Origin of the sequence: Aeromonas sp. RU39B (assembly GCF_900156095.1) — a bacterium.
GTDB lineage: Bacteria > Pseudomonadota > Gammaproteobacteria > Enterobacterales > Aeromonadaceae > Aeromonas.
Genome location: NZ_FTMJ01000010.1, coordinates 90,643 through 110,223 on the forward strand (window position 1 = coordinate 90,643; position 19,581 = coordinate 110,223).

At 60.1% G+C, this 19,581-nt stretch carries 17 protein-coding genes; 10 read left to right on the top strand and 7 right to left on the bottom strand.

From position 1 onward, the window contains the following. Positions 1-60: 60 nt before the first annotated feature. Positions 61-1,431 (bottom strand): ATP-binding protein, encoded by a 1,371-nt coding sequence (locus BW958_RS14110; protein WP_076576400.1) that lies wholly within the window; start codon positions 1,429-1,431, stop codon positions 61-63. After that, complete coding sequence (locus BW958_RS14115; protein ID WP_076576401.1) at positions 1,424-2,149, bottom strand: response regulator; 726 nt, start codon at positions 2,147-2,149, stop codon at positions 1,424-1,426. The genes BW958_RS14110 and BW958_RS14115 overlap by 8 nt, the downstream gene beginning before the upstream one ends. Before the next feature lie 202 nt (positions 2,150-2,351). On the opposite strand from BW958_RS14115, the gene BW958_RS20525 reads away from it, so the two are divergent. From BW958_RS20525 to BW958_RS14130, 3 genes are all read left to right on the top strand, one after another. Continuing rightward, positions 2,352-2,489: a hypothetical protein gene (locus BW958_RS20525; protein ID WP_179078860.1), complete on the top strand. Its 138-nt coding sequence runs from the start codon at positions 2,352-2,354 to the stop codon at positions 2,487-2,489. Positions 2,490-2,749: 260 nt separating this feature from the next. Then, positions 2,750-3,094 (top strand): hypothetical protein, encoded by a 345-nt coding sequence (locus tag BW958_RS14125; protein ID WP_076576403.1) that lies wholly within the window; start codon positions 2,750-2,752, stop codon positions 3,092-3,094. 265 nt (positions 3,095-3,359) lie between these two features. Next, a complete protein-coding gene (locus BW958_RS14130) occupies positions 3,360-5,294 on the top strand; it encodes a methyl-accepting chemotaxis protein (RefSeq protein ID WP_256702026.1) in 1,935 nt (644 codons plus the stop codon). A 53-nt stretch (positions 5,295-5,347) separates the two neighbouring features. Here BW958_RS14130 and BW958_RS14135 read toward each other — a convergent pair whose 3' ends face one another. Next, positions 5,348-8,491 (bottom strand): S41 family peptidase, encoded by a 3,144-nt coding sequence (locus BW958_RS14135; RefSeq protein ID WP_143233093.1) that lies wholly within the window; start codon positions 8,489-8,491, stop codon positions 5,348-5,350. Between the two features lie 276 nt (positions 8,492-8,767). On the opposite strand from BW958_RS14135, the gene BW958_RS14140 reads away from it, so the two are divergent. The 4 genes from BW958_RS14140 to BW958_RS14155 all read left to right on the top strand — a co-directional run bounded on the left by BW958_RS14140 (position 8,768) and on the right by BW958_RS14155 (position 13,405). Further along, the gene (locus BW958_RS14140) at positions 8,768-9,244 is read left to right on the top strand and encodes a L,D-transpeptidase family protein (protein ID WP_076576405.1); all 477 of its coding nucleotides are present in this window, start codon (positions 8,768-8,770) and stop codon (positions 9,242-9,244) included. Positions 9,245-9,355: 111 nt separating this feature from the next. Further along, positions 9,356-10,885, top strand: coding sequence for a YjjI family glycine radical enzyme (locus BW958_RS14145; protein WP_076576406.1), 1,530 nt, complete (start codon positions 9,356-9,358; stop codon positions 10,883-10,885). Continuing rightward, positions 10,857-11,717, top strand: a complete 861-nt coding sequence (locus BW958_RS14150) for a YjjW family glycine radical enzyme activase (RefSeq protein WP_076576407.1) — start codon at positions 10,857-10,859, stop codon at positions 11,715-11,717. The genes BW958_RS14145 and BW958_RS14150 overlap by 29 nt, the downstream gene beginning before the upstream one ends. A gap of 140 nt (positions 11,718-11,857) precedes the next feature. Continuing rightward, positions 11,858-13,405 carry an EAL domain-containing protein gene (locus tag BW958_RS14155; RefSeq protein WP_076576408.1) on the top strand — a complete coding sequence of 516 codons (1,548 nt, stop codon included), beginning with the start codon at positions 11,858-11,860 and terminating at the stop codon, positions 13,403-13,405. On the opposite strand, the gene BW958_RS14160 is transcribed toward BW958_RS14155, so the two are convergent. The 3 genes from BW958_RS14160 to BW958_RS14170 all read right to left on the bottom strand — a co-directional run bounded on the left by BW958_RS14160 (position 13,355) and on the right by BW958_RS14170 (position 15,925). Further along, positions 13,355-14,284, bottom strand: coding sequence for a LysR family transcriptional regulator (locus BW958_RS14160; protein ID WP_076576409.1), 930 nt, complete (start codon positions 14,282-14,284; stop codon positions 13,355-13,357). The two genes, BW958_RS14155 and BW958_RS14160, sit on opposite strands and share 51 nt — an antisense overlap. A gap of 46 nt (positions 14,285-14,330) precedes the next feature. Next, on the bottom strand, positions 14,331-15,524 hold the full coding sequence (locus tag BW958_RS14165) for an amino acid aminotransferase (RefSeq protein WP_076576410.1): 1,194 nt from the start codon (positions 15,522-15,524) through the stop codon (positions 14,331-14,333). Between the two features lie 125 nt (positions 15,525-15,649). After that, positions 15,650-15,925 (bottom strand): metal/formaldehyde-sensitive transcriptional repressor, encoded by a 276-nt coding sequence (locus BW958_RS14170; protein WP_076576411.1) that lies wholly within the window; start codon positions 15,923-15,925, stop codon positions 15,650-15,652. Between the two features lie 68 nt (positions 15,926-15,993). Here BW958_RS14170 and dmeF point away from each other — a divergent pair, with 68 nt between their 5' ends. Continuing rightward, entirely contained in the window at positions 15,994-16,950 is a 957-nt protein-coding gene (dmeF, locus tag BW958_RS14175; protein WP_076576412.1) for a CDF family Co(II)/Ni(II) efflux transporter DmeF, read from the top strand. Here the strand turns inward: dmeF and BW958_RS14180 are convergent. Beyond that, positions 16,904-17,296, bottom strand: coding sequence for a hypothetical protein (locus BW958_RS14180; RefSeq protein WP_076576413.1), 393 nt, complete (start codon positions 17,294-17,296; stop codon positions 16,904-16,906). The genes dmeF and BW958_RS14180 overlap by 47 nt on opposite strands. Positions 17,297-17,826: 530 nt before the next feature. Between BW958_RS14180 and parM the strand changes: the two genes are divergently transcribed. Then, positions 17,827-18,876 (top strand): plasmid segregation protein ParM domain-containing protein, encoded by a 1,050-nt coding sequence (gene parM / locus BW958_RS14185; RefSeq protein WP_076576414.1) that lies wholly within the window; start codon positions 17,827-17,829, stop codon positions 18,874-18,876. Continuing rightward, the gene (locus BW958_RS14190) at positions 18,869-19,570 is read left to right on the top strand and encodes a hypothetical protein (protein ID WP_076576415.1); all 702 of its coding nucleotides are present in this window, start codon (positions 18,869-18,871) and stop codon (positions 19,568-19,570) included. The genes parM and BW958_RS14190 overlap by 8 nt, the downstream gene beginning before the upstream one ends. Positions 19,571-19,581: the final 11 nt, after the last annotated feature.

A 19,581-nucleotide genomic window follows, 5' to 3' on the forward strand; every position in this document is an offset into this window, starting at 1 on the left:
GAACGGGCCGAACCCGTCCGCTGCTCAGACTGCCTTTTCTGCATTGAGTCTCTCTCCTGCCTAGCGCGGCAGGATGATACGAGCCTCCAGCCCCCCTTGCGGGCGATTGTGCAAGGTCAGCTCCCCACCGTGTTGATGAATCAGGGTCCGGGCGATGGATAGCCCGAGCCCGACACTGCCACTTTCGGTGTTACGCGCCTCATCAAGCCGGACAAACGGCTTGAACACCTCTTCCAGCTGGGTCGAATCGATACCCGGGCCGTTGTCGCAGACCCGAATCACCAACTGCTGATCTTCCCGCTCCAGGCTAACTTCGGCGCTGCCGGCATACTTGATGGCATTGCTGATGAGGTTTTGCAGCACCCGGCGCAGTGATGCCGGGCGGCAGGGATAGACCTCGCGGCCACTGGCCAGACAGAGCACCTGCTCGCCCATGTCACTGTAGTCATCGCACAGGCTCTCGATCAGGCTGACCAGATCCAACTCGCGGGTGGGCTCCTGAGTGCCCTCCTCGCGGGCAAAACTGAGGGTGGCTGAGAGCATCTGCTCAATCTGTTGCAGCGTCTGCTGGATGCGATCCTTGTCCTCACCGTCGGGCAGAAACTCACTGCGCAGCCGCAAACTGGTGATGGGGGTACGCAAATCGTGGGAGATGGCTGCCAGCATCCGGGTGCGGTCCTGCACAAAACGGTTAAGGCGGGTCTGCATCCGGTTAAACGCCACGATACTGCCGCGCACTTCACCGGGTCCGCTCTCTTCAAGCGGCTCGATATCTTCGCCACGGCCCAGCCGCTCGGCGTTGGTCGCCAGCTGCTTGAGCGGTCGCAAGGCGCGGCGCAGCAGCCAGATCATCAAACCGATCACCAGGGACGCGACCAGCAGCAGGTTGATGGTGGAGCGCATTGACCAGCCGGATCCTTCACTGTCAACCAGCGAGCTGAAGTGCAGCCACTGGCCGTTGTGCAATTCGATGGAGCCATACAGGCGCATGTCCATCGGCAGTAGCTTGTTGGCATCGCCCATCATGCGGGCGTGGTGCCGCCAAGCCTTGTTGCGCTGGGTGGCTTCCTTGAGCTCGGCACTGATCTCGATATTGAGTTGGCTGGGGTAGTGCAGAATGCGGCGCAGCTTCTCTTCATACTCTGGGCTGCGGGTATCGGGCACCAGCGGCTCGGGCGAGAGGCGCAGCAGCAGGGTTTCGCTGCGACTGGCGCGAATAATCTCGTCATAGAGCGGCTGGGGTGAGAGGGAAATCAGACGCACCACCGAGGTGATCCGCTGCATGGCATTGCGGCTGTTAACAAAGCCAAGCGCCTCTTCCCGATCCGAGCGGTAGATCTGCAGTGACAGCAGCTGGATCAGCACCAGCCCGCACAGGGCGACCAGAATAATCTGTCCGGTCAGGCTGCGTGGCATCAGCCGTCTAACCATGGATCACCTCGGATGCGAACAGATAACCACCGCCCCAGATGGTTTTGATAAGGTCAGGATTTTTCGGATCGTGTTCCAGCTTGCGGCGCAGTCGGCTGACCAGCGTATCGATGGCGCGGTCAAAGGCCTGGGCTTCGCGGCCACGGGCCAGATCGAGCAGCTGGTCGCGGCTCAATACCCGTTGTGGCCGCTCGATAAACACTTTGAGCAGATCGAATTCGGCGGTCGAGAGACTGTGCATGACGCCGCTCTCATCGGTCAGTTCCCGGCGATTGAGATCAAGCCGCCAGCGATCGAAACGAACCTCGGCCGGCAGATCGCTGTTGCTGCTGCGCTCCACCTCGCCCTGGGTGCGACGCAGCACCGCCTTGATGCGGGCCAGCAGCTCGCGTGGATTGAACGGCTTGGCCAGATAGTCGTCAGCCCCCATCTCGAGGCCAATGATGCGATCGGTCTCTTCGCCCATGGCGGTCAGCATGATCACCGGGGTATTGGCGCGGGCACGCAGCTCGCGGCACAGCGTCAGGCCATCTTCACCCGGCATCATCAGATCCAGCACGATCAGGTCAATCTCCCGCTCTTCCAGCAGGCGCTTCATCTCGCGGCCATCACGGGCGCAGGTGACCCGAAAATTGTGCTGCTCAAGGAAACGCTTGAGCAGATCGCGAATTTCGCCGTGGTCATCGACCACCAGAATGTGGGGATTGTCCTGCTTCATGGGGATACCTCTCGTCTGCTTACAGGTGCGAGTATATGGGAATCGTGCAGGCGGGTTATGTCAAAGTGTGGCAAACCGGTCAGTGGTCAAACTCTGTCACAAAAAAGTCTCGTTCCGGCACACTTGAAACACAAAGATGGTCTTTAATCATAATAACCAAGGCATCAATAGGCTTGGTTTCAATGCCATCGAGGAGACAATCATGAAGAACCTGTCACTGAAAGCCGTTTTTGCCCTGCTGTTGATCATGACTGGTGTCAGCCTGAGTGCCTGCAGCACTCAGCCCGGCCAGAACTATACGACCGAGTATTTTCATGAGCAGGTAATTCAGGAGCCCTGATCGCGGCCTTAGCCAAACGGGACACACTGACGGGGAATAGCAAGTTATAACGACGACGGGGCCACATGGTCCCGTTGTTCATTTTATGGCACCTCGTTTCGGAAGCTAAACGGTCCGCCACCATTGCTTGCTGCCTTGGCACACTCTGCTACAAAAAAGGCGCGGGCTGGCACATTTGAGACAAGGGTTCGGGCTGTAATGAGATCACACAAGAGCACAACGCGTCTTGATTGCTGAGAACACCGAAGAGGAGTACGACCATGAAAACCCTGACCAAAACTCTGCTGGCCACTTCCTTGCTGTTGGCGCTTCCCCTTGGTGCTTATGCTGCATCCGAAGCGGCTGCCACTCCGACCACCACTACCCAGAACGCTGCGGCTTGCCCGGCTGGCGGCCCCATGATGAATGGCAAGATGCGTGGTGGCCATCACAAGATGCGCGCACCACTGACCGCGGAGCAGATGAAGGCTCACCTGCAGCAGCGTTATGACAATCTGCCCGATGCCCAGCAGAAAGCGCAGTTTATCAAGGACCTGACCACTCGCGCTGACAACATGGTGCAGCGTGCCGACGAAATGAAGACCTTTGCCAAGGCTCATCAATAATCAGAAAACTATCACTAGATGACGGGGAGGCGCTGCCTCCCCGTTTTTTTGTGTCTTCCATCACGGTTTGTAGTTAAACCTTTTCCTTTTCACTCATTGAATGTGAGCGAAAACACGCCAATGTGGATCACAAAAACGAATAATCGCGCTTAGGTTAGGGCGTAATCTTGACGCTCAGAATAAAAAACAGGCAACCACGGGGAGCGTTCAGATGGGCGTTATGGCAACGATAAAAGGTAGGTATACCACTGTTTTCATTGGCTTCATGCTATTGGTGGCCGGTTTGACGGTCGTCGGCATCCAGATGTGGGTGAAGCCCAAAGTCCAGCAATCTGCCGAGCAGAATCTGGCGTTGGTTGTGAGCGAAATCGCAACTGACATTACCGATGAATTGAATGCGGTACAGAGCCAACAGCGCAGTATCACCCAGATAGTGCCCGAACTGAGTAGTGAACAGATCGATACCCTGCTGCCCGCACTGGTCGATCATTACGGTGATGGCATGATCTTCGGCGGCGGTATCTGGCCGATGCCCAATCAGCGCGGCGAAGGGCGTGCCAAGTTCAGTACCTTCTACCACCGCGACGCGGGCGGCAAGCTGATCGTCAATACCTACTGGAACTCTGACGAAGCGCCCAACTACTTTGAACAGGCCTGGCACCGTGCCGGGCAGCAAGCTCCACGCGGCCAATGTGCCTGGGCGGCGGCCTACAAGGATGGCGCCAGTGCCCAGCCGCGCACCAACTGCGCCATGGGGATCTACAAAAATGGTCAGCTGTACGGCGTCTCGACCATCGACGTGACGCTGGGCTTTTTCAACGATCTGGTTGCCAAGAAAGAGCGTGAAATCGGCGGTCAGGTGCTGATCGTTGAGGCCGATGGCAAGATCTTAAGCCGCAACAGCACCCTGACCGGGGATGTGGTGCTCGGCAATCTCTCCGAACATCGTGATGACCCGTTTGCTTCTGCACTGCTGCCGCTGCTGGGACAGGCGCGTGATGGGGTGCTGCGCGCCACCTTCAGCGGGCTGCAAGAGGAGCAAACCCTGTTGTTGCAAGCCATTCCGGGCACGCCCTGGCTGCTGGCTACCGCCATGCCGACCAGTGCCCTGACTCAGGCCAGTAACGAAGTGCTGACGCTGCTTGCATCAATCCAGTTGCCGCTGATTGGTCTGCTGTTCCTGCTGATGCTGTGGGCAATTCGCCAGCTGGGTCAACGTCTGGGTACTTTGCGCAGCAACATCACGGCCCTGTCGGCCGGTGATGCGGATCTGACCGCCCGAATCTCGGTGCATGGCAAAGACGAGATCGATCAGATTGCGCTCTCCATCAACCATTTCATCGCCTATCTGCAGCAATTGATGCGTGAAGTGACCGACTCCAGCGGCCAGTTTGTCCGTGAGCTGGATCAGCTGGGACAACAGACTCGCGCTGCCGGCGACATCCTGTCGCGCCATGCGGCCGAGACCGATCAGGTGGTGACTGCCGTCAACGAGCTGAGCTCTACCGCCGAGAGCGTGGCCGGCCATGCCACCGAAACGGCTGACTTTACCCGTCAGGCCAGCGATCAGGCTGAACGGTCACGGGAAGTGGTGGCCAGTGCCTCGCAAAGTGTGATGGCCCTGATTGGTGAAGTCGACGGCGCTGCGGCCAAGGTGCAGACCATGCAGGAGGAAGCCAACCACATCAGCAGCGTGCTGGGTGTCATCGGCGGCATTGCCGAGCAGACCAACCTGCTGGCCCTCAACGCGGCGATTGAAGCGGCGCGTGCCGGTGAGCAGGGGCGTGGTTTTGCCGTGGTGGCCGATGAGGTTCGTGCCCTGGCGGCGCGCACCCAAAACAGCACCGCCGAGGTGGGGGGAATGCTGAGCCGTCTTACCCAAGGGGTCGCGCAGGTAGTGGTGGCCATGGAGCAGACCAAGCGCCGTTGCCAGGAGGCGGCAGATACCACCGGTCAGGTAAACGAAGGGCTCGATGGCATGGCCAATGCGGTGGTGCGTATCAACGATCTGAGTGGACAGATTGCCACCGCTGCCGAGGAGCAGAGCCGGGTGACCGAGGAGATCAATCGCAACATGGTTGCCATCCGCGACATGCTGGCCCACCTGATGGAGACATCGCAGGCCAGCGGTCAGAACACCGAGACCCTGGGCCGGGTCAACCAACAGTTGCAGCAGATGGTGCACCGCTTCAAGGTGTAACCGATGCCAAGATAAAATGCGGGGGGCCTTGGCTCCCCGTTTTTATGTCCACATTACGGCATCTGCTTAGGCAACTGAGCCAGCGCCGCTTTCACGGCTGCTTCCAGCTGGGGATCCCGCCCGGCCAGCTGATCGGCGGGGGTGTAGCGCACCAGTTGGTCCGGTTGCTGCTCATGGTTTTCATAGATAGCGCCATCCGGCGTGCGCAGTGCCAGGGTCGGGATGCCGTATTCCAACCCCGGGATCAGGCGCGACTGGTGGTTGTAGACCATGGTACCGGTGCCGGGGATGGGCTCTCCGACCAGCGGCCCCAGTTTTAGCGTCTGGTAGTAGCGGGTAAAGGCGGATCCTTCCGAATAGCTGGCAGCATTGGCCAGCACCACGCTCGGTTTGGTCCATTGGCGGGTGGCGGCGTCGGGCGCACCCTTGCCAGCCTGTGGCCAACTACTGGCCATGCCCTGGCGCTCACCATTGCCAGAGAGAAACTCCACCAGGGTATTGGCCAGATAACCACCCTGATTGAAACGCACATCGACGATCAACGCCTCTTTCTGCCGCTCGCGCCCCAGTGCATCGGCTACCACGTCGGCATAGACCTGACTGCTCATCTCCGGCAGATAGACATAACCGACGCGGCCTTGGCTGAGGGTATGTACTTGCTCGCGACGCTGCTCGGCCCACTGCTTTAGCAATAATGTCTGCTCGGCGGTCAGACTGATGGCCTCCACCACCGCGTTTAATGGCTTGCCTTGATGGGTGGCGTGCAGCTGCAGCGGCTGTCCGGCCTGATGATTGAGCGCCTGATCGAGCTGCGGCAGGCTGTTGACCGGTTGATCGTTGATGGTGTGCAGCAGGTCACCGACTTGCAGGTCGCTCTCCATATCGAGCGGACCACCGGCCAGCAGTGCTTGCAGGCGCAGACCCTGCGGCGTCTCTTCAAAATAACCACCGATGCTGGCCGTTTCATCCATATGCCGCGATGTTGAGGCGGGCGGCAGGCCCCAGGTGTGTGACACATTGAGCTCACCGGCCAGCTCGCCAAGCAGGGTGGTGTAGTCCTGCGGATTGCTGATGGAGGGTAGAAAACGGCGGTAGGCGCTGACCAGCTGCTCCCAGGGTGTTCCATTCATGTCGGGGCTAAAGAACTCGCTGCGGGTCAGTCGCACGATCTGCTCGAAACTGGCCTGCATCCGCTCTTGCCAGCGACTCTCCTGTTGCAACGTAAACGGCTGGGTGGTGGCTTCACCACTATCCAGGTTAATGCGGGTCAGTTGGCCATCTCCAATCAGAATGGCCTGATTAGCCTCTGCATCAAGACTGGCCAAGGCCGGACCGGGCTGCTCATCAAACAGCGGCTCGCTCTGGCCTTTGTGCAGATCGTAGCGATAGCCCTTGATGACCGGATGAGTGCCATCGGGCGACTCTTCCACCAGATAAAGCAGGGCGCCATGGTGCAGGCGGCTGGCGAGCAGGACACCCGGCAGCGGCAGTTGCAGTGCCTGACGATAAGCCAGCCGGTCACTCTCAAACGGGTAGCCCGACTCTGGCGCCGATCGCTCGGCCAGCACATCGGCTCGTGCCGCCCGGCTGCTGTACAGCCCGAGCAGGGTGCGCCCGAGTGGCTCCCCATCGGCATCGAGCAGACCGTACTGGGTTGACTGCCAATAGAGCAGGGCGCCGTCGTCACTCCAGCGCGGCTGTTCGTCGAGGTAGCCACTCTGACTGACGTTGATCGGGGTCGGCTGGTTGGCGGCGATGTCGATCACGGCCACCTCTTGCTGCGCCGAGTCCGGCTGTAGCGTCAGCGCCAGGTGGCGGGAATCGGGCGCAAACGCCAGAGTGATTTGGTGGCGCATCGGGTTGAAGCTGGCGCCAAGCAGCTCGCGCTGCCGGTGCTTAACCATGTCCAACAGATGTACCGCCTGCCCATCTTGCACAAAGGCCAGCCACAATCCATCCGGGCTCAGGGTCGGGTTGCTGATGGTATGGCCGGGTAGATGCAGCAGCAGTGCGTCAGTCAGTGTGCCGGGGGAACTCAGAGGTGCGTCGCTAGCGGGCTTTAAGGTATAGATCGCCGCTTCGCCAGAATGCTCGGAGAGGTAGAGAATGCCGCGCCCATCCGGCAGATAGTGCGGTTCACTCTCCTCTGCCGGTGTGCGGGTCAGGGGGCGGCTGCGCCCGTTGGCCAGATCGATGGCAAACAGATCGCCGCGCGCCACCACCACGGCTTCGCTGGCAGTGGGATTGACCACGGCATCGTCGACCTGGGTCAGGCTTTCACTGCTCTGATCCGGCTCTTGGCCCAGCAGGGGGTTAACCACTATCTTGGCGGGCGTGGTGCTGCCTGCGGGCAAGCGATAGAGCTCGCCATTCCAGCTCCAGGCCAGATCGCCGTTAGCCGCCATGGTGAGTTGGCGCACTGGATGCTGGCGATAGAAGGTGAGCTGGCTCTCCTTGCCGCTGGCGAGATCCCGCTGCCAGACATTGAAATTGCCACTGCGCTCACTGAGATAGACCACCTGCCGTCCGTCTGCGCTCCACCAGGGATCGCTGGCCGCGATGCGATCTTCACTCAACTGCTGCTGACGCTCTCCTTGCATCAGCCAGATGCGGCTGACGGCGAACGAGTTCTGGTGTTTACGCCACGGCTGGTCGGCCGAGGGCATCTGGTAGAGCAGTTGATCGCCGTGTTGGCGGATAGCCTGGGCTGGCAGTGGCAAGTAGGGGGTCAGGTGGTCGCCCTGCAGCGGGGCGCGGTAGAGGGTCGCGCTGTTCCAGGTGTCTGGCAGGTAGAAATCATAACGGGGCAGCGGTGGACGCTGGCTGCTCAGGATCACCGCTTTGCCATCGTCGCTGAAGGCGAGGGGGCGATCACTGCCCGAGTCGAAGGTCAGGCGAGTCATGGCGCCGCCTCTGGCGGGCATGACATAGACATCATCATTGCCGTATAAGTTAGCGGCGAAGGCGATGGTGTGGCCGTCGGGTGACCAGACCGGGCTATGGCTCTGATAATCACTGCCAGTCAGTGCCGTGGCATTGCCACCGTTGGCACTGCTAAGAAACAGCCTTCCCTGCCAGGTAAACAGCAGCTGCTTGCCGTCGGCCGAGAGGGCGGGTTCGCGCAGCCAGAGGGGCTCGCTGGCGTGTACCGCGGTGGCAAAACAGAGCAAGAGTGAAATGGGTAACCAGCGCAACATGACCACTCCTGGCGGGATCAGAGGCTTATATTGTGGCCCCCGTCACACCAGATTTCATCAAATGATTGGCGGTATCCCACTGTTTTATAACCGGAACGCGCGCCAGCCCCGGCTAGCTTTCAGGATTTGTTCAGTGCGCTGTATTGAGTATTGATGGCGTTTCAATATGATGTCGCACGCCGCGTCACGGCCTGTCGCAAGCAGGCCCGGTTGCGAGGCGGGCGGTTCGGATGTAAACAGAGAGACAATGCCCATAGAGGCGGCTCGAGGGATGGAATGAGAGCGGTATTGATTGGTTTGCTGGCCCTGTGGCCGGCGTTGAGTTTTGCGTCCTTGTCTGCGGACATGGTGGTGGTGCACAAGTCCCGCTATAGCCTCTCCTTGATGAAGGATGGCAAGGAAGTGAAGAGTTACTGGATTGCTCTGGGCCCGGCTCCGCGCGGTCATAAAGAGAAGGAAGGCGATCAGCGCACCCCGGAAGGTCGCTATCTGCTGGACTACAAAAAGACCAATACGGGTTATTACAAGGCCATTCATATCAGCTATCCCAGCCTGAATGACATGGCGGCTGCCAAGGCCAAGGGTGTCGAGCCGGGTGGCATGATTCTGATCCACGGTCAGCGCAACAGCTGGGGTGACCCGGCGGTGCAGCGCTCCAACTGGACCAACGGTTGTATTGCCCTGCTCAACAAGGACATGGATGAGGTGTACAACGCCATTGAGCCGGGTACCCCCATCGTGATCTATCCCTGATGTGATCGCCATCGGCGGATTTCTGCTTTGGGAATCCGCCGTGAACAACTTTTCCCTTCATAAAAGGCACGTAAAGAGCAAGGATATGGCCGATCTTATCGGAGGTGCCATATGTCCTTTGTCCAGCACTGCCAGCGTATCGTGCGCAATCCCCATCTATCCCCGGCCCAGAAGGCGCGTCTGTTGTCGCTCGAGGCCGAAAATGCCCTGCCTTATCCCGACTTGCCGCCAGCTGTGCGCGAAGCGCTCGATGCTCGCATCATCTGCGACATGTACGAAGGCCACGCGCCTTACAAAGGGCGCTATGTGCTGCCCGATTACGAACGGTTTCTGACTCGCGGCTCCCGCTGGCTGGAGCTGGACGCGCCGCGCGATTTGGACGAAGCCATCGAGGCACTGCGCATTCTTTACCATCATGTACCGTCAGTGACCGGCATGCCGGTCTGGCTGGGACGGCTGGATCAGCTCCTGTTGCCTTTTATCGGTGGTGTGCCGGAAGAGACGCTCTATCGCAAACTCAAGGCGCTCTGGGTCTATCTGGATCGGGTGTTGCCCGACGCCTTTATGCACGTCAACGTGGGGCCGGATGATAACCCGGTCTGCCGCCTGATCCTGCGCATCGACGCCGAGCTCAAGCAGGTCGCGCCCAACCTGACCCTGTTTTATGACCCGGAGATATCGCCCGACTCCCTGCTGTTGCAAGGGGTGACCAATATTGCCGAGTGCAGCAAACCGCACATCGCCAACTACCCGCTTAATCAGGCCGATTTCGACAGCCGTGGTTTTGGCATTGTCAGCTGCTACAACGTGCTGCCGATCGGTGGTGGCGCCAATACTCTGACCCGTCTCAACCTCAAGGCCGTGGCTGAGTTGAGTCAGGATGTGGATGACTTTATCGGCAACCAGCTGCCCCATTACTGCGAGCTGATGTCCCAGCTGATTGAGGCGCGCTGCCGCTTCCTGCACGAAGAGTCCGGCTTCTTCCAGAGCTTCCTGTGTGAAGAGGGGATCATCGAAGAGGCGCGCTTTGTGCCCATGTTTGGCATCTATGCCATGGCCGAAGCGGTCAACATCCTGCTGGAGAAGAGTCAGCTGACCGGCCGTTATGGGCAGGATGAGGGGGCCAACCGGCTTGGTCATCGCATCTCGGCCACGCTGGCTGCCTTCGTGGCAGTGCGCCAGTTTGCCCACGCCTGGCGCGGACGGGCGTTGTTGCACTCCCAGGCAGGGCTGAGCATCGATCAGGGCACCACACCCGGCGTGCGTATCCCCTATGGCCAGGAGCCGGATCCTGCCACCCATTTGCTGGCGCTGGCGCCGCACCATCGCTTCTACAGCTCGGGGGTGAGTGAAATTCTGACGCTGGAGCCTACCATCCGGCAGAACCCGCAGGCCATGATGCAGTTGTGCAAAGGGGGCTTTGCCCTCGGTATGCGCGAATTCTCGGCCAACGTAGCGGGCCATGATTTGGTGCGAGTTACCGGCTACATGGTGAAGCTTTCCGATATCGCGGCGCTGTCCGAGCACGGCTCACGCGTCAACACCACTGGACTGGGCGCCGAGGCAGCCGAGTTAACCGGAATTTTGCAGCGCCGACCGCGCGTGGTGAGCGATGAAAATCTGGCAGGCCAGCGTCAGTAGGCTGCTGACCTTCTCCTGTGTGGACGGACCGGGCAATCGCCTGGTCCTGTTCCTGCAGGGGTGCAACTTTCACTGCCCCACCTGTCACAATCCGCACACCATTGGCCGCTGCGATCACTGTGGCGAGTGCGTGCCCGGTTGCCCGGCCACGGCGCTCAGTTGGCAAGATGGCCGGGTGGTCTGGAACGACGCCCTCTGCACTCACTGCGATCACTGCCTTGCGGTGTGTCCGCGCAGTGCCAGCCCCAAGACCCGAACCATGACGGTGGCGGACGTGATCGATGTGCTGCGCCGCTACGCCCTACTGCTTACCGGGATCACGGTTTCCGGTGGTGAGGCGACCACCCAGCTGCCGTTTGTGCTGGCGCTGTTTGCTGCCATTAAAGCGGCCCCCGATTTGGCCCATCTTACCTGTCTGGTCGATAGCAACGGCTATCTGCCTGAAGAGGGGTGGCAAAAACTGCTGCCGGTGTGCGACGGGGTGATGGTTGATCTCAAGGGGTGGCAGGAGCCGGTGCATCAGGCCTTGACCGGTCGCAGTGGCGAGCGGGTGCGCCACGCTATCGAATTTCTGGCACGCCACCATCGGCTGGCCGAGCTGCGTCTGTTGCATATACCGGGACGCAGTGACTTTGAGCACCACCTGCCCGAACTGGTGGCTTGGTTGCAGCAGCTGGGTCCGGTGCCACTGCGCCTCAATGGTTTTCGCCAACATGGCGTGCGCGGCGAGGCAGCGAATTGGCTGGCGGCCACCCGCTCCGAGCTGGAGCAACTGGAAAGTTCCATTCGGAATCTCGGCTGGCGCGGGAGTATCACATTGCCGGCCTTGTGAGTCCCTTAACAGAGATCCGATCTCTGTCACTCGCTCTGTTTTGGGCTGGGAAAGCTGCGCCGCTGTGTGATAGAAAGGGGCACCTTGCGCCGGTACGCTGCCGGCAAGGTGCTTCATCACCTCGCTGACACGGGTCTGCCATGCTGCGTTTGCTCCTCACCCTGCTGCTGTTTTTGCTGACGTTGACGCTGGGCGCGTGGGGCATCTATCACTCCTATCTTGATGATCTCGAGCGTCATGCCCGTCAATCTGCCGAGCACGCCCGCACCATTATCGACAGCATGATCGATCAGGCGCAGCGGGCCAATGCGGCCGTTCTGCCTGATGCCGGGGCGCCCTGTGCCAATGTTGAATTATCGCTGCGGGAGCAGGCGGCGCTGGGGCTGTTTATCCGCAGTGTCAATCTGGCTTGGAAAGGTCGGCTGTATTGCACCTCCCTGTTTGGCGTGGTGGATGAGGCCGATGAACCCGAGCTCTACACCGGTCGCACCTTGTTACTGATGAAGGGCAATCGGGTGCGGCAGAATCACCCCTTGCTGGTGATTCGCCAGGAGCGCGGCGATGGCGTTGCGCTGACTGCCATTGATGGCCAGTCGCTCAGTTTTATGCTCGATCTGGGTCGTGGCAATAGTTGGGTGATATTGCAGGTGGGATCGGTTTGGCTCGACGGTCATGGCCGTTTTGGCAATGTGCCGGCACCGATGGCAAATACGTCAGCTGTGCGGGTGGTTTCCAAACGCTATCCCTTTGTCATCGATAGTGGCTATATAACCGCAGTGAACTGGCAGTCAGCCTGGCACGCGCGTCAGATGGTTTTTCTGATGTTGTTGCTGATAAGCACCTTGTTCGCGGTGTTGCTATGGTGGCAACTGGGCCGCTCCCGCTCCCCGTCGGGCGAGTTGGAGCGCGCCTTGCGGGCCCGCGAGTTTGTCCCCTATCTGCAACCTATGGTGGCGGGTGATACCGAGCAGATGGTGGGCGTCGAGGTGTTGATGCGCTGGCAGCATCCGACGGCAGGTTTGATTCGTCCGGATCTGTTTATTCCCCAGGCCGAAGCATCGGGTTTGATCCTGCCGATGACCTCGCAAATGATGCAGCAGGTAGCGCGCTCTTTGAAGAGCATCCAGCACACCTTCCCGGCCGGCTTTCACGTCGGCTTCAATATCTGCGCTGCCCATTGCCACGATAGCGGCAAACTCTATGAGGATTGCTACCAGTTTCTGGCCTACTTTGAACCGGGGCGGGTGACGCTGGTGCTTGAACTCACCGAGCGGGAGTTGCTGGTGGAAGATGCCGGCACCCTCGAGCTATTCCGCCGTCTCGATGCCATGGGGGTCAAGCTGGCCATCGATGACTTTGGTACCGGTCACTCCAGCCTGAGTTATCTGCAGCGCTTCCACGTGGATATTCTCAAGATCGATCAATCATTTATTCGTCGGATCGGGACCGAATCCCTCTCCGAGCATATCGTTGATAACGTGATTGATCTGGCCAGCCGTCTCGGGCTGGTGCTGGTGGCAGAAGGGGTGGAAACTGCCGAGCAGGCGAGCTACCTCAAGGCCAAAAAGGTGGATCTGCTGCAAGGGTTCTATTTTGGCCGGCCTGAGCCGATGCGCAGCTTTATCACCCGCTGGTTATCAGGTGAGGCGGGGCAATCCGCCCGCCAATTCCACCAACCGGCGCCGTAACCAGCGCATGGCCGGATCTTGTCCGGCCGGTCCAAACCAGACCAGTGAATAGGTAACCGCGCCGTAGGCAAACGGCACCGGACGGCTTACCAATCCAAGCTCATTATGACGCGACGCGGCCCAGCCTTGACTGCAGGTAAGGATGAGATCGCTGTGGCGACAAAGTGCGGCGGCGCTGGCAAAGTCGGGCAGGGTGGCGCCAATGCGCCGCTGTACCTGCATCTGGGCCAGTTGCTGCTCAAAGAAGGGGGTCGCCAGCTCCTCGTCGCGAATCGCTAAATGACGCCAGCCAAGATAGCTATCCAACGTCCACTCGGCGGCCAGCGCCGGATGGTCGGGGCGCAGCAGACAGATCAAGCGATCCTCATAGAGGGTCTGCCACTCCAGTCCGGTATGGCGAGGCTGGCTCTGATCGTGCGGCAAAATGACAAAATCCAGCCGCCCTTGCGCCAGCGCGTCGAGCCCGCGCGCCTCTTTGTTCCACACCTCAGGCACCAACCCCGGCACGTCCTGCATCAGTTGGCCAAGCAGCGGCCCACCGAGCCACTCCATCGAGCTTTCGCGCAGGGCTATTCGCAAAGTGCCCTGCCACCGAGCGGGTTCGAATTCGCCCTCACCGAGCAGCGTATTCAGATCGACCAGCAACCGATGCAGGCTGGGAGCCAGGCGTTCGGCAAACACGGTCGGCACCAGCTGGTTGCCCTGACGATAGAACAGCTGATCGCCCAGAGTGTCGCGCAGCTGTCCCAGCGTCTTGCTGACGGCAGAGGGGCTGGTGCAGAGCCGCTCGGCGGCACGGGTCACGCTCTGGGTATCGAGCAGCATGTGCAGGGTTACCAGATGGCGGACGCCGAGGCGAGAGAGGGCAATCAGATCCATGGGGTCACCGGATAAAAAGGACCCCGCCGCAGCGGGGTCGGGGTCATCAGCTCAGGACGGCTGCGATGGCATCGGCCACATACTCGACGTTGCGACTGTTGAGGCCGGCCACACACATGCGGCCAGAGCGCACCAGATAAACGGCATGCTCTTCACGCAGGCGGTCAACCTGCTCGGGGGTGAGGCCGGTGTAGCTGAACATACCGCGCTGACTGACGAAGTAGCTGAAATCTCGGCCGGGCACTTTGGCGCTCAGCACGGCGAACAGCTTCTCACGCATCGCCTTGATGCGGCTGCGCATTTCGGCCACTTCCTCGACCCACAGGGCATACAGCTCCGGCTGGCTCATCACGGCGGCAGTGATCTGGCCACCGTGAGTGGGCGGACTGGAGTAGTTGCGGCGAACGGTCGCCTTCATCTGGCCCAGTACGCAGGAGGCTTCGTCTGCACTTTGGCAGATGATGGAGAGACCGCCGCAGCGCTCGCCATAGAAGGAGAGGTTCTTCGAAAAGGAGTTGCTGACAAAGAAGCTGACGCCGGCATCGGTCATGGCGCGGATGGCGTAGGCATCTTCATCGAGGCCGTCACCAAAGCCCTGATAGGCGATGTCCATGAAGGGGATCAGCTGCTTTTCCACCACCAGAGCGATGATCTGATCCCACTGCTCGCAGGAGAGATCCACACCGGTCGGGTTGTGGCAGCAGGGGTGCAGCAGCACGATGCTGCGCGCCGGCAGGCTGCCCAGGCAGTCGAGCATGGCAGCAAAGGCAACGCCGCCAGTCTGGGCATCGTAGTAGGGGTAGTCGTGCACCTTGATGCCGGCCCCTTCAAACATGGCCTTGTGGTTGTCCCAGGTCGGATTGCTCACCCAAACCTCGGAACCCGGGAAATAGCGCTTGAGGAAGTCGGCACCGATTTTCAGTGCGCCGGAGCCGCCGATGGTCTGGATGGTGGCGATACGGCCAGCCTTAACGGCCGGATGCTCGGCGCCGAACAGCAGTTTTTGGACTGCAGAGCGGTAGTTGGCGGCCCCTTCCATCGGCAGATAGGGACGCGGCGCGCACAGGGCGGCGCGCTGGGCTTCAGCCTGCTGCACCGAAGGCAGAACCGGAATACGGCCCTGTTCGTCGTAATAGAGACCGATACCGAGGTTGACCTTTTCGCTGCGCGGGTCCGCGTGGAAGGTCTCTACCAGGGTCAGGATGGGATCGCCGGGATAGGCGTCGACATGTTCAAACATGGGGGGTCCTTGAGTGTCACATTCCAATCAACACCGGCGTCTGGCCGGGTTCGTCATCATGGCGTAATTGGCGAGGCGGCTCAAGGGCTGTGCGGCCTGCCGGCCGCCGTCATCATTCTAGGGGGTTATTTGAGGTAGGAGCGCAGCACGCTGGTGACCTGCTCAAGATCCTGGTGCCGCTGTTCCGGGGTGGCGTCATCGGCGCCGAGGTGTTCACGCATGTGGCCTTCGAGCACCTCCAGCATCAGACCGTTGACTGCGCCGCGGATCGCGGCGATCTGTTGCAGGATCGCCGCGCAATCGCTCTCGGCCAGCAGTGCCTGCTCCAGCGCATTGGCCTGTCCCTGAATGCGGCGAACCCGGGTCAACAGCTTGCGTTTGTGGTGAATGGTGTGGGACATGCTTGGCCTCCATCGAAGCGGGTGTATACTGGGGGGGAGTATATCGCATCGTGTCGGAGCCACCAAATATGTCTGCCCAAACCTTCCCTTGTCACGCCCCCATGATCAATGAGGGCAACCCCCTGGCTGAGCGCAAGACGCGCTGGGCCGTGCTGCTGACGGTCATCATGATGGTGGCCGAGATAGGTGGCGGCTGGTGGTTCAACTCGATGGCGCTGCTGGCTGATGGCTGGCACATGAGCTCCCATGCGCTGGCGCTGGGGTTATCGGTGTTGGCCTATCGCGCTGCACGCCGGTTTGCGCGTGACCACCGTTTCTGCTTTGGCACCTGGAAGATTGAAGTGCTGGGCGGCTTTACCAGCGCCCTGATGCTGGTCGGCGTGGCGCTGTTGATGCTGTTTGAATCGGTAGTGCGCCTGCTCAACCCGGCCCAGATCCACTATCAGCAAGCGATCAGCATTGCCTTGTGCGGTCTTCTGGTCAATCTGGCCTGCGCCTGGTTGCTCAAAGATGATCACCACCACGACCACCACCATGGTCACGATCACCATCACCACGATCATGAGCATCATGATCTCAACCTGCGTGCGGCCTATATCCATGTGCTGGCCGATGCTGCGACCTCGGTGCTGGCCATTTTGGCTCTGTGCGGCGGCATGTGGTGGGGGGCCGACTGGCTGGACCCGGTGATGGGGATCGTCGGGGCTGCGTTGGTGGGGGTGTGGGCTATTGGCCTGTTGCGCCAGACCGGTCGGGTGTTGCTTGATGCCGAGATGGATGCGCCGGTGGTGGAGGAGATCCGCGAGATCATTGATGAGGCACCGGAAGGAGCAACCCTGCGCGACCTGCACGTGTGGCGGGTGGGGCAGGGTAGCTACGCCTGCATGCTGTCACTGTGGAGCGAACAGCCGCTCGAGGCCGACGAGATGCGCCGCCGCCTCTCCATTCACGAAGAGTTGGTGCACATTACGGTCGAAATCAGCCCTTTGGCTGATCGTGATACACCGCACCCAGTAGCAGCCTGAGTAACAGGGCGGGCGGGTCGTCCAGCAGATTGCCGGTCTCCAGCAGGAGCTGACCGCTCGGTTGGAAGGTCAGCGCCGCATGCACCTGACCCTGGGCGTCCCGCACCTTGATATGACCGGTCAGCTCGCCAGCCGCAGCCGGATGGCAGTGCAATTCGAGCGAACGCTCTTCCCCGAGTAGGGTAAACAGGCGTGACTGGGCCGGGGCATCCTCGTAATCGGGCCAACCGAAAAACTGATAGCGATCGGCCAGTGGCGCCGCCTGCTGGCAAAATTGGGTAAACAGCCGGATCAGGGCCTGATATTCGCGCTCCAGGCGATCTGCCAGTTCGGTGCTCTTGTTCATGCGTCGCTCCTTGGTTGTCCCCATTGGGGCCAAGTTGCGCGGCCATGTCTGTGAGGTGGCTCGAAATTTTGTGCCGCAGTGTCTGCCGCAACCGGCTACGAAAGGGTAATTGCCGAGGCGATCACGGTCATGGATGACGCCTGCGATTAGTATGGCCATGTGCCGCTTCAAGCGATGCACGGCCCTTGAGCCGGATACCAACACAGCGGGAAACACTCTCTGCCGGGGACGCCGATGGCGTAGCCCCGTTTTCCTGCCTATGTCTTCCGCTTCTTGACCTTCGTGCCCCGTCGCTTGAGCAGCAATCCCATCGAGACCGGCCGGTGACTCGGCGCCGTCCGGTTCGGATTCCGCCCTGCCAAGGGGTGGAATAACACCGAGAGAGTAAGCATAAAGCGCGGGCTACCGCGCTTTATTTTTTTATTAAAGTTTTCATCTGATCTGGTCGTTTGGTTGGCAAAAACAGGTTTTTCGCGCTTGCTTGCGAAGCCACATCGATACAGGCCACCGGCCACCAAGAGACAGCTCAGATGACCCACGCTCTCATGAAATTTGCTATCGACGACGGATCCACCAACGTAAAAGTCAGCTGGATCGAAAACGGTACCCTCAAGACCGTGGTATCCCCCAACTCGTTTCGCAAGGATTGGAAAAGTGCGGCGCTGCTGCGTGGCCAGAAGGTGTTCAACTACACCATAGGCACCACCAAGTACACCTATGACGCGACGTCTGACAAGGCACTCTCAACCACCCATATCGAGTATCAGTACGACGATCTCAATCTGCTGTCAGTGCACCACGCCCTGTTGCAGACCGGGATGACGCCGTGCCCGATTAAGATCATCGTGACCCTGCCCATCACCGAGTACTACAACCCGGATGACTGCCAGCGCAACGACGCCAAAATTGAGGCCAAGCGCCAGAATCTGATGCGCGAAATCAGCCTCAACAAGGGTGAGCTGTTCCAGATCGCGGAAGTAGAAGTGATGCCGGAAAGTCTGCCGGCGGCGCTTTCCCATCTGCTCAACTCCAACTGCAACGAGTTCACCAAGTCGCTGGTGATCGACTGCGGTGGCACCACCCTCGACATGGGCATCATCGTTGGCGAGTTTGACGATGTGTCTGCCATCTATGGTAACAATGAGATCGGTGTTTCCATGGTGACTGACGCTGCCCGCAAGGCACTGGCGGCGGCTGACAGCGACTCCAGCTATCTGGTGGCCAACGAGCTGATCAAGCGCCGTCACGACATGGAGTTCGTGCGCAGCGTGGTCAACGATGAGAGCCGGATCGCCCAGATCCTTGAGCGGATCGAGATCAAAATCAGTGAACTGGGTGATCAGGTGGCCTATGAGGCGAAGAAGTTCGCCAAGAACCCGAATCGGGTCTATCTGGTCGGTGGCGGTGCATCTTTGATTGAAAAAGCGATCCGCGAAGCCTATCCCACCCTGGGCGACAAGGTGATGCTGATCGACAACCCGCAAAGCGCCCTGTCGCGCGAAATCTGCCTCTACCATGCTGATGATGCAGCCGCCGAGGTGGCCGAGCCGGTGATGCTCGAGGTTGGGGAAGATGCATAAGGGACAGGGCAAAAAGCTCAATCTGTCGCTTTACCTCAATCCACAGCACTCCCGCTCTGACGAGCGGGCCGTGGAGGCGCTGCAGGAGTGGTATCTGGCGCTGCGCCGGGAGGGCGGCTCGCGTGATGACATCAGCATGACGATGCGCAGTTTCCATCGCAGCGTCTATCTGGCCGGTTTGCAGCTCTATCTGCTCGATCCGCGTCTGTGCCATCACGTGGCCGAGTCCATCAGCCGTGAACAGTTGGGAGTCGAAGAGCTGTTTGCCGAGCTGCAGCAGTGCAACCTGTTGCCGGGGGAGCCGGCTGCCACTTCGGCGCTAGAGTCGGGCACCGATGGCTCGTTCTCGCCCCAGCAGCTTGAGCAATTGCAGTTACTGCTAGGTCACCAGTTGGCGGCGCAGGAGTCGCAGCGCGAGTTAACCGGGATGGGCGAGCTGCCCGAGTCGGTCACGGCCCTGCTCACCTCCCAACAGCAGATGTTGGCCGGGTTGCAGCAGGAGTTGACCCGACTGCGCAATCTGGCGGAGCAGCAGAGCACCCAATTGCAGCAGTTGCGTGTCAGTGCTCGTCCGGTGGCGGCAGCCACCACGGTTGAGACCGCCAAAGGCAGCTCTACCGAGGTGGTGGATCTCTCCGATTTGGCACTACCCAGCGAGAAGATGCAGAAGGTTCGCCAGAAGGGGATCTTCTAAAGGTTGTGCCT

Coding starts and splice junctions, on each gene's coding strand:
- BW958_RS14110 (WP_076576400.1), bottom strand. CDS start 1,431: ATGGTTAGACGGCTGATGCCACGCAGCCTGACCGGACAGATTATTCTG.
- BW958_RS14115 (WP_076576401.1), bottom strand. CDS start 2,149: ATGAAGCAGGACAATCCCCACATTCTGGTGGTCGATGACCACGGCGAA.
- BW958_RS20525 (WP_179078860.1), top strand. CDS start 2,352: ATGAAGAACCTGTCACTGAAAGCCGTTTTTGCCCTGCTGTTGATCATG.
- BW958_RS14125 (WP_076576403.1), top strand. CDS start 2,750: ATGAAAACCCTGACCAAAACTCTGCTGGCCACTTCCTTGCTGTTGGCG.
- BW958_RS14130 (WP_256702026.1), top strand. CDS start 3,360: ATGCTATTGGTGGCCGGTTTGACGGTCGTCGGCATCCAGATGTGGGTG.
- BW958_RS14135 (WP_143233093.1), bottom strand. CDS start 8,491: ATGTTGCGCTGGTTACCCATTTCACTCTTGCTCTGTTTTGCCACCGCG.
- BW958_RS14140 (WP_076576405.1), top strand. CDS start 8,768: ATGAGAGCGGTATTGATTGGTTTGCTGGCCCTGTGGCCGGCGTTGAGT.
- BW958_RS14145 (WP_076576406.1), top strand. CDS start 9,356: ATGTCCTTTGTCCAGCACTGCCAGCGTATCGTGCGCAATCCCCATCTA.
- BW958_RS14150 (WP_076576407.1), top strand. CDS start 10,857: ATGAAAATCTGGCAGGCCAGCGTCAGTAGGCTGCTGACCTTCTCCTGT.
- BW958_RS14155 (WP_076576408.1), top strand. CDS start 11,858: ATGCTGCGTTTGCTCCTCACCCTGCTGCTGTTTTTGCTGACGTTGACG.
- BW958_RS14160 (WP_076576409.1), bottom strand. CDS start 14,284: ATGGATCTGATTGCCCTCTCTCGCCTCGGCGTCCGCCATCTGGTAACC.
- BW958_RS14165 (WP_076576410.1), bottom strand. CDS start 15,524: ATGTTTGAACATGTCGACGCCTATCCCGGCGATCCCATCCTGACCCTG.
- BW958_RS14170 (WP_076576411.1), bottom strand. CDS start 15,925: ATGTCCCACACCATTCACCACAAACGCAAGCTGTTGACCCGGGTTCGC.
- dmeF (WP_076576412.1), top strand. CDS start 15,994: ATGTCTGCCCAAACCTTCCCTTGTCACGCCCCCATGATCAATGAGGGC.
- BW958_RS14180 (WP_076576413.1), bottom strand. CDS start 17,296: ATGAACAAGAGCACCGAACTGGCAGATCGCCTGGAGCGCGAATATCAG.
- parM (WP_076576414.1), top strand. CDS start 17,827: ATGACCCACGCTCTCATGAAATTTGCTATCGACGACGGATCCACCAAC.
- BW958_RS14190 (WP_076576415.1), top strand. CDS start 18,869: ATGCATAAGGGACAGGGCAAAAAGCTCAATCTGTCGCTTTACCTCAAT.